A 7,417-nucleotide genomic window follows, 5' to 3' on the forward strand; every position below is an offset into this window, starting at 1 on the left:
TCCGGAGCAGGGCGAGCTCCACTCCAAATTGCATTTTGGAGTGGAAAATACGCATCCCTAGGTACCCCAGTGACACTAGGAGCTCTAGCATCTCTATCCAATCCTCACGGATGAAATCGGAAATCTCCACGGAGCAAATAAAAACTCTCCACGGAGGCGCGAAATAAAACTTCGGAAGAATGAAATGAAACTTCGGAAGAAGCAAATCAAAGGTCCGAAGAATTTTCCCATCCCTCCGTGGAGATTTCCGATTTTCCTCGTAGGGGAGGAGATTAGGAGCTAAATCTTAGTAGGTCTGACACTGTGATGTGCTATTAGGGCTATCTACTATTTCCTATAGTTTCCCTACCTTTGTGAGCAGTAGAGTATATCAAACTAACCAAACATCCCAATGAAATCAACTTATCTATACCTCTCTCTAGCTCTCTTGACGCTAGGACTCTTGACCTCTTGTGGTCCTGATGCAATCAAATCCCAACCTAAAGAAGTAACCTCTCTCACGCTCAACAAGACCTCCGAAACTTTGTATCTGGGAGAGACATTAGAACTCTCAGCTACCGTCACACCAGCCGATGCTGAGGTGACATTTAAGACAGACAATGCTGCCGTAGCTACGGTCTGCAAGAAGGGAGTCGTCAAGGCTATTGCTCCAGGCACAGCTACTATCACTGCCCAGGCTGGGAAAAAAACAGCTACCTGCACCATCACGGTCACTGCGACTAAGATGCCAAATGTATCTCTATTCAACAAGCTCAATGGCGAGAAGTACCCCTCGGGAAGCACGATTGAGTATGTAGCCTCTATATCTAAAGATAAGGTCAATGCGTATGGTCTAGAGCTCTTTTTTAGCGTACTGAAGACAGCTAAATACACTGCTAAGCTAGCCTTTGACAAGCCTATAACAGGAACCGTGTGTCTACTAGGAAACTGCCATGATCTAAACAATGAAAAGTATTGCACGACGAAACAAGACAACCTAATAGCAGACAATGAAGAGAGTGAATCACCTGAAAAGAAAAAGGGTCAGCTCACATCTATAGAAACTCACATTGAGATACCCACGCCTGCGGGTGAGACCTACAAGAACCGCTTGACTATCCAGCTCGATCCCGCTGACGGTGGCGAGAAGCTCTCCTGGACGGTCAACCTAGCCATAACGGTCAAGTAGAGACTTCTGCAACAGTCTCAAGTAAGTAATCTACACAACTTACTGCGGTTGCTTCAGAAGCAGTAATATATAAGGAGAGGCATTCCTAGGTGGGATGCCTCTCCTTTTATGATCTGTAAGGGTTCCCCCCCGTTACAGGGGGGAGCTCCTTATTTATCTGATACAGCGTACAACCTTTGCATATGGTCGGACAGCTTGCTTAGCTTGAGCGTCCAAGTCCTTCTTGAGCGTGATGGTCATAACACAGATAGGTGACTTGTCATAAGTTCTAATAGCGACAACGCACTTATCTCCTTGAGCGTTGTAGACATGTAGCTCTTTGTCTTGATCTTTGGTTATCTCATATTTCTGATCGAAGCCGTTTGCCTTGAGATAGTCCTTCATCGCCTGAGACTCCACATCTTCTTGACTGCCTACGCAGAGTAAGCGACAACTAATGAACACAGGAGGCATAAGAGGCGGTGTCAGCAAGTAGCTCACATACTCAATGTTGCTCTTAGCAATCTTTGCCTCTGGGGTGTTGAAGTAGAGGCTGTTTTCTTTAGACTTCTGACTATCGAAGATACGTAGTCCGAGGTTAGACTCAAAAGTCTTGATCTTATCCGCATTAAGCGTAGCAAAGGCCGTCGTAGAGGGGAAGTCCTTAGCATCGGGAATGATTGGGTGCTTCGTCTTGATAGGATCGGGTGGAAGCCTCTTGCCAAACTCTATATATAGTATGCTATTCAGTTCAGGCTTGGGGTCGTTGTATAGACGCACGTAGACATCTGGATCGTCCTCCTTGGTTGCTGAGAGTAGAGGCTCGTCACGATTATCTACGTTTATGAGACCCTCCTTAAAGTCCTTAAAGCCTAGCTGATTGAGCATTGCCTTCGTTCGGACACACTGGGAGAGACTCTCCTTACTGTAGGCAGCTATGATGTCTGCTGCCTTTGGGGCGCGCAGTCCATAGAGGACACCTGTGATGGTTGACAGTTCGGTATTGACAAAGCCTAGGAAGTTCTGGTGATTGGTGAAGGCTATGCCCGTCTCCACACGACCGAGCTTCTTTTCGTAGGCAAGCACCTCTGGGTCTGTTACATGGAGATCTTTATTAAACTTTGCGGAGAACTTCAAGAGTGGCAGCTCCTGAGTGACGCTTGCTGGGTCGTCCTCTACAATGACTTCGCAGGTTGCCTTCTTGTCACCAGCCGTAAGCGTGATGGTAGTTTGCCCCATAAGGAGAGCCGTCACTTCGCCAGTCTCACTGACCGTAGCGACCTCGGGAGACGCAGACTCAAAGGTAACTTTCGTCTCCTTAGGTGTGACCGTGTAGCCGATGGTTGCTTTTTCGCCCTTCTTGACCTTGATCTCGGGTGTTGTAACCTTTAGGTCAGTCTCTACAGGATTCGGAGAGACCTCTGGGCAGTCCGTCTTACAGCTACTGACCCCGACGAGGAGTGCTAGCGCTGCAATGAGATAGATAATCTGTTTCATAGGAATGTATAATATAGGATTGGTAATTTGGTGTCGTACGTTATAGCTTACTGTATAACGAGTGAGCGGCAGATGACCTCTCCGTCCGGTGAGGAGATCTGTACTAGATAGCGTCCAGCGGGAAGCTGTGCGAGTGTCATCAGAGTCTCCTCACTAGTCGCTTGTCTCGTGGATAGTTTCGTGCCATCAGCGGCATAGAGCTCGATGGTACTACCGACTGTCGTCCGAATGGTAACGTAGTCTGTTGCGGGGTTCGGGTAGAGGGTGGTCTGTATACTAAAGGTAGGAGTCTGTACATCTGTTGATCCATCCGTGGAGACCTGCAGCTGATCTACTAAGATAGCACTAGAGCCTTTGATCTCTGGGATGAGAGAGAGTAGTATGGTCTTACCCTTGTAGGCTGAGAGGTCTGCCGAGATCTGAGTCCAGCTGTCACCGACCTTCTGTACAAGGAGCTCTACAGGCTTGCCATTGAGCTCAGAGGCACAGACCTTAAGGCTATTCTCCTTGTCTTTATCATAAAGATATGCCTTAATGTAGCAAAAGAAGGTTGGCTTGACAGCATCTGCTGGGATCTCTAGAGGAGCAGATCGTAGCTCGTTGTTGGGGACAACGTTGTTCGCACCTTTGAAATGAACACCCTCGGGTGTATCTTGAGCGAGCATTGGCAGGAATGTGCCCCAGGATATGAGACAGTCTGCGCTCTTCTCAGCTCCTTGCTCAGTATAGTCCTCAGGATCCAAGTCTAGACGACCTACTAGCCCCTTGCCCATAAAGGAGTCAAAGCCAAAGCCATCACCATCATGGTCAATGGATCGCCATCCTTTGTCAAGCTTGTCTTTGGCATCCATATTACAGATGAATGGATATGTAACAATAGGCTTGGAGACGGTGACAGGTACCTGGCTGGTCGTACTACCGTTTGCATTCGTGACCGTAACCTTAATGTTGTATGAGCCAATCTTGGTTGCTGTCATTTTGTACTCGGTGTCGCTTACTTTCTCTAGAGTTACACCCTCTGGCGCTGTCCACACGACCTTAGTGACAGGAGCTGCAGTCGCATAGCTGAGTCGCATCGTATGGGTCTCGCCCACGTAGAGGTCTGTTACTCCAGAGAAGCTTACATCCTGAGGCTTGTCTTCCTTCTTTATAAAAAGGTCTAGGAGAGAGCCAAACGCCTTGAAGTCAGGATCCGTGGTCCGAACCTCGTCGCTACAGTCTATAGCCTTGTTACCAGCACCGACGAGTATGAGTATAGGATAGGCTGTCTCGTAAATACCCAGCGAAGCACACATATGCTCGTCTGAGCAAATGGCGTAAGGAACGGGTTTGCCCTGACTATCCTTGGACCAGTCCTTGTTTGGAGTTTGGATTTTGCTCTTCTCAGCACCTTTGGCTTCAACCCAGAAGACTTCAATCTGCTGCGTCCCTTGGGGACCATACTTAGCGTAGAGCTTCTCCAAGGCGCCACTTTTGTGTAGCTCCCAGCAAGCCTTGCAATCTAGGGTGGAGAAGTCAATTAAGATAATCTTGCCCGATGCGATGAGTTCATCCAGTTTATACTCCTTGCCGTTGATGTCCTTGACAGTATAGTGAGTACTGCGGAGATTAAACAAGTCCTCTGCTCGCTTTGATCGGAGCGCCGAGGTCTCTATACGCTGCGGAGCACTATTCGCAAGTTGCTGTGCCATAGCCTTAGTCTCAGGTAGGAGCAGACTTCCTACGAGGTAAAGGCTTATAGCTAAGAGGGTGATTAGTTTGTTCATTAGTTATATAACTTGAGTTGTGAATGTGTGAAGTGGAATAAAGACTCTAGTATAGCGCTGTGACGGAGCTGTAAACTACACTGCAAAATTAAGCAATCATTGAGAGAATAGCAAACTAACTCTTCTAGCCCCACAGGGCTGACGCATTATAGCGGACGAGTGCATCTACGTCTCTATGGTAGAAATCAAGAGGTGGGGGAATTTGGGAAATTCATCCGTAGATATTTTGGATTATCCAGCGAGATACGAACAAATTCTTCGGAACTTTCATTTCATTCTTCCGAAGTTTCATTTCCCAGCTCCGTGGGGAATTTTCGTTTTTTCGTGAGCTATTGGGAAATTCCTCGGGAGATATCGGACTTAGCGAAGATGTATGAGTATTGATAGCGCTATGAAGCGAGGCTTAATCCACATATCCCAGAGTTGTTGTCAAGTGTAGTTAGTGGAGTACCGATAGATAATGCGTCAGCCCTGTTTAGCCGTAACAGTCTCCAGAAGAGACTGAGGGATAAAAAGCGGACTCAACCACTACGATGGAGTGATTGAGTCCGCTCTGTGTGAGGTATCTGTCCTTAGCTAGAGAGATACCTCGTAGCTCCTTGGGGGGAGTCGGTTACTTAGTGCGATTGATGATTACCTTCTTACCGCCGATGATGTAGATACCTTCAGGTAGTTCGTCAGCTGGGGTAAAGAGGCGGATCCCCTCGAGTGTGTATACCGTATCATCCGTGCTGTCTGGATGCAGGACGAGCTCCGTAGCGAGTAGCTGCTCCGTTATCTCCTCCTTACTGTCTGTGATACGCCAGCCCTTAGCCTTAGCCGCCTTGAGATGCTCGGCGGTTATTTCGTTCGTCTCGCCTGCACCCTTGTAGGTGTTGAAGAGACGTAGCTCACCTTTGTTCGTTTCAGCAGAGCGGTCGGGCAGTTGAGCGATTAGTTGCGACACGAGGTCTGCTTTCACTTCATTGTTGCTGCAGTCCAGTAGAGAGAGACGAGGGGTCTTTAGGACAGGAGCCGTCACCTTATTCCTAGGATAGGCGAGAGTCTCAAGCTTGTCGTAATCAGCCGTGGTCTCAATCTTCGTCCACTCGCCATCGGGGATGCTTAGAGAGGAGACATCGCCCGAGAGGGTGACAGTCTGTTCCGTAAGGGTGAACTTGCCACCAGCATTGGCTGGTGTAATCTCAGCGACGGATAGTCCCGTCACTTTGACTGGACGACCATCGACTAGCTTTGCGTCTATCGTCACCTCGCTACCTACAGCCTTGTCCGTGACGAGGGTTATGACATTGACCTTGGGGACGATCTCAGACTCCTTGCCTTCGTTATCACGTTGCATTACCTTCCAGTTCAGAGCGTTGGCAGCAGCGATGTCTGCCGAGCTGTATGTGGGCGTAAGGTCTCCCTTGGCAGTAGAGACAAAGGAGATAGCCCCAGGTGTCTCCTCTTTCGTACGATTAGGCAGGTGTGACAAGGTAAAAGCAGATCCCTCCTTATCAAACGGATTATCGAAACAGACCACAGCTTCGAGCTTTTCGAAAGTAGAGAGATCCAGCTTGGTCAGCTTATTACCTGAGATAACTAGCGACCGAAGCTCTTTGTTGTCCTTTGACTCAAAAGCGGTGATCTGCTGATCTGCAAGAACGAGACTCAGCACATTACCCACGAGCGTTATATCCTGTGCCGTGACGATGGCATTCTTGTCTGGCGTACTCTCACTCTGAGAGAGTAGCTTGAGTCCACGTACACTTATAGGCTTAGAGGGGTATGTGGTGATAAGGAAGTCCTCTCCGACCTTCTTGTCCGTGGTAAAGGCGATCTGATCGTAAGAAGTACCAGTGGGCTTGATCTCTTCGAAGGTGCCACTTGAGAGCCGACGATAGACGACCCAGCCACGGCTCTTGGCGAGGAAGAGGTCTGTATCGCTGTAGCTGTTCTGTTGAGCTTCAGTAGAGGCTTCGTCTACGAAGTAGATTTTGCCTGGTTCCTGCGCTGAGGTGCGGTCTGGCAGTGTAGACATCAGTCGTGTAGTAGCCTCACCTCGTATGCCATTGCCGTAGCACTCTACGAGATTCAAGGACGAGCACTCCGACAGTCCCAGCTCTTTGACGTTACCTTTGACACAAACTAAGTGTGTTAGGCTACGATTCTTGCCTAGATTGATACTGGTGATGTTCTTCTGCCACTCCACTTTGAAAAGCTTTACATTGCCTCCGATGATGACCGACTTCTGCTTTACGGTATAAGGGACGAAGTTATTTCCGCTTTCGATGACAGGATTTCCTTCTATGTTTGAGATGAGCGGGATTTTATCACTCTCTCCGAGGATGCAGAGACTCAGCGTCTCACTTACCGCAGGGTCAACTCCGAGAGCAATCTCATCTGGGTAAAGCTCCAAGACACTCGACCCTACAGGGGTGTTAACGTGCCACCCCTTAGCATTGGCATCTCGGATGTCTTGAATAGTCCAGTAAGCATGGTCTGTCTTTTGGTCTGCACGATAGAAGTTGAGCTTCCCGTCCTTTACCTTGGGTAGTGACCCTATAAACTGGGTCAGATGTGTATCCTTAAGACCTGTACCAGGGATGGATATATACTTCAACTTATTACACCCAGAGAGGTTGAGGCTTGTGAGCGAAGGGTTATTAACGCATTGCAGCCTCTCTAGAGTCGTATGGTTCGGCGCAGAGAGGCTGGTTATCTTTTGGTCGTTGTATATAGCAAGGTGCAAGAGCTGCCCCTTGATAGTGACAGTCTGTGCCGTGAGCTTGACCGTTGATATGCTGAGCTCAAACGGTGCGCTCGGAGGGACACTCTCAAGGCCCTCGACCTTGAGCTGACCTTGGTACTGAAGGCTTATTTGAATAGTCTCACCGACCGCCTTACTTGTCGTAAGGGTCAGCACATCATTCGTTGCAGTCTGAGCCACACTACCTAGCGGTATCAGTGCAAGGAGCAGGCTGTAGAGGAATAATAGATTTCGTTTCATAAAAGTCTTGTTAGTTTG

4 protein-coding genes are annotated in these 7,417 nt (G+C 48.6%); 1 reads left to right on the forward strand and 3 read right to left on the reverse strand.

Annotated features, from left to right (window positions below; all coding sequences use genetic code 11):
* Positions 1-391 precede the first annotated feature (391 nt).
* Positions 392-1,168, forward strand: coding sequence for an Ig-like domain-containing protein (locus Q0X57_RS06690; protein ID WP_297729359.1), 777 nt, complete (start codon positions 392-394; stop codon positions 1,166-1,168).
* A 153-nt stretch (positions 1,169-1,321) separates the two neighbouring features.
* Here Q0X57_RS06690 and Q0X57_RS06695 read toward each other — a convergent pair whose 3' ends face one another.
* The 3 genes from Q0X57_RS06695 to Q0X57_RS06705 form a co-directional block, all read right to left on the reverse strand.
* Positions 1,322-2,644 carry an Ig-like domain-containing protein gene (locus tag Q0X57_RS06695; RefSeq protein WP_297729363.1) on the reverse strand — a complete coding sequence of 441 codons (1,323 nt, stop codon included), beginning with the start codon at positions 2,642-2,644 and terminating at the stop codon, positions 1,322-1,324.
* 47 nt (positions 2,645-2,691) lie between these two features.
* Complete coding sequence (locus tag Q0X57_RS06700) at positions 2,692-4,410, reverse strand: T9SS type A sorting domain-containing protein (protein WP_297729366.1); 1,719 nt, start codon at positions 4,408-4,410, stop codon at positions 2,692-2,694.
* Between the two features lie 613 nt (positions 4,411-5,023).
* Positions 5,024-7,399, reverse strand: coding sequence for a hypothetical protein (locus tag Q0X57_RS06705; RefSeq protein WP_297729370.1), 2,376 nt, complete (start codon positions 7,397-7,399; stop codon positions 5,024-5,026).
* Between the last annotated feature and the right edge of the window lie 18 nt (positions 7,400-7,417).

The organism is uncultured Porphyromonas sp. (assembly GCF_947254915.1).
GTDB lineage: Bacteria > Bacteroidota > Bacteroidia > Bacteroidales > Porphyromonadaceae > Porphyromonas.

Bases quoted from the DNA above. Each gene is read 5' to 3' on its own strand.
- Q0X57_RS06690 (WP_297729359.1), top strand. From the start codon at position 392: ATGAAATCAACTTATCTATACCTCTCTCTAGCTCTCTTGACGCTAGGA.
- Q0X57_RS06705 (WP_297729370.1), bottom strand. From the start codon at position 7,399: ATGAAACGAAATCTATTATTCCTCTACAGCCTGCTCCTTGCACTGATA.
- Q0X57_RS06700 (WP_297729366.1), bottom strand. From the start codon at position 4,410: ATGAACAAACTAATCACCCTCTTAGCTATAAGCCTTTACCTCGTAGGA.
- Q0X57_RS06695 (WP_297729363.1), bottom strand. From the start codon at position 2,644: ATGAAACAGATTATCTATCTCATTGCAGCGCTAGCACTCCTCGTCGGG.